The sequence below is a fragment of the Microcystis sp. M49636_WE2 genome (assembly GCF_030065375.1).
GTDB classification, from domain to species: domain Bacteria; phylum Cyanobacteriota; class Cyanobacteriia; order Cyanobacteriales; family Microcystaceae; genus Microcystis; species Microcystis aeruginosa_C.
This window is the reverse complement of the sequence record NZ_JASJFG010000625.1, coordinates 1-1,938: the sequence shown is the minus strand read 5'-3', so window position 1 is coordinate 1,938 and position 1,938 is coordinate 1. Positions and strand designations below refer to the sequence as shown.

The following is a 1,938-nucleotide window of genomic DNA, read 5'->3' as shown; positions in this document are numbered from 1 at the left end:
GGGGTGGTATTTTCCTAATACTTCCCCGACGACTCTAGCGCATTTCCGGAAGGGGCGATCGGGGGTTAATCCTAGTTCGTACATCGCATAAAGAATGCGCCGGTGTACGGGTTTCAGTCCGTCCCTAGCGTCGGGCAAGGCTCGCCCAACGATGACGCTCATGGCGTATTCTAGGTAGGAACGGGACATTTCATTGCTTAAGTCTGTGGGGACGACATGATCCTGGGCGGCGGTCATAGGGGGGTTAACTCCAATAACAAGGCAAAAAAAGCGTTTTTGTGATTAAATTCGCTAAAAGTCGGGTTTTTACCCTTTTGATGTGCAGAATATGCCCATTTGTACGACTATTTTACCATAAAATCTCTCTTTTTTGGGGTTTAGAATAGTGTCAAGTTAGCAGCGATCACAACAGGAAAAAGCAAATGGTGAAGACTACTTTTAGCAGTTTTTCCCTCGATAATTAGGATAAAATAAAAATGCGATCGAGAGTTAATACCATGGCCCGATCGGCAGCTCGAGAATCGATGATAATTGAGATTAATGATCCCTTAACTCCAGCGAAGACTATTAACCTGATTTTCCCAGCGCAAAAATTCCCCCAAAATGCTTACTCCTCTCCTCTGGCAAAGTGCCAATCCCCACCCCGATAGTCTGGATAATTTCCAAATTATTAGCCAATGGTGGCAAGATTTAAATCTTAAGGAAGTCTTCTGGCAACAGCGTTTAATTACCGATACTGGCTCTCTGGAAGATATTAATTGGGAGCAGCAAGGTTTTGATGAAAAATTTAGCATTCAAATGCCCCAAATTCGGGGGATTACCCTCTATTGGCATAAATCTACTTTTGCTGACGAAAGAAGCATGACACCTAAACAATTAATTTTAGATCGGGAACAGGAGCGATTATACATTTATCCCCAATCCCAACCTAGTTTAGTTATTCGGGTGACAAAACCCCATCTGGTTTATCAAAAATTCGAGCTAAAAAATCCTCTCCTGGTCGGCAAAAAAGCGGAAAGTGAATATATTTTACTGATCAGGGATAAAGAACAGCAAATAGAAGTTAAAATTAATCTCAGTCCCGAAAATTATCGGCAATTTTTAGAAACCATGACCGAGGAGCAATAATGTGGCAGGGAAACCTAGAACTAATTTACAAGCAAAAAAATCTCGCAACCGAGATTAATCACGTCTATGCTACCGCCCCTTTAAAAGTACAAAGACCTTTTTATCCCGAAGGAAAAAACCTTTGTCATACGGTGATTTTACACACGGCGGGGGGAATAGTTGGCGGTGATGTTCTGCAACAAAAAATTCATCTCCAAGCCGCTACTAATGCCCTGATTACCACTGCTTCTGCTGGAAAAGTTTACCAGAGTAACGGTCAGATAGCTCAACAATTAATCGAGATTAAAATCGATGACAATGCCGGTTTAGAATGGCTACCCCAAGAAACAATTATCTTTAATGGGGCGGCATTTCGCCAACATTTACGAGTGGATTTAGGGGAAAATAGCAGTTGGTTGGGATGGGAAATTACCCGTTTTGGTCGCAGTGCGAGAGGGGAGAAATTTTTAGCGGGAGAATGGCATTCTAATTGGGAAATTTGGCGATCTGGACAACCTTTATGGCTCGATCGCTCCTTCCTGTTGGGTGGTAAAATGATCGAGGGATTTTCTGGTTTAAATGATAGCGCCCTGATCGGTACTTTAGTTTATATCGGTCAACCGGTAGGCAGAAATTTAATTGAGAAAGTGAGAGATTTTTCCCTAGAAGGAGAGATGGGAGTTACTAGCACTTTAGGAGATGGTCTTTTATGTCGTTATCGGGGTAATTCTAGCGGTGAAGTGCGACAATGGTTTCAGCAGGTTTGGCAAATTTTAAGGCGAGAAATGAGCGATCGAGAGGCAATTATTCCGCGAGTTTGGTTATCTTGGT

At 42.6% G+C, this 1,938-nt stretch carries 3 protein-coding genes; 2 read left to right on the top strand and 1 reads right to left on the bottom strand.

Features of this window, described 5'->3' with window-relative positions:
* The coding region (locus PX484_RS14445; RefSeq protein WP_288104389.1) for a DNA gyrase subunit A at window positions 1–237 on the bottom strand (237 nt) is incomplete at its 3' end.
* A 366-nt stretch (window positions 238–603) separates the two neighbouring features.
* On the opposite strand from PX484_RS14445, the gene PX484_RS14440 reads away from it, so the two are divergent.
* Window positions 604–1,128 (top strand): hypothetical protein, encoded by a 525-nt coding sequence (locus PX484_RS14440; protein WP_287671257.1) that lies wholly within the window; start codon window positions 604–606, stop codon window positions 1,126–1,128.
* Window positions 1,128–1,938, top strand: an 811-nt coding sequence (locus tag PX484_RS14435; protein WP_287764916.1) for an urease accessory protein UreD, incomplete at its 3' end; no start/stop codon positions are given. The genes PX484_RS14440 and PX484_RS14435, both read left to right, overlap by 1 nt.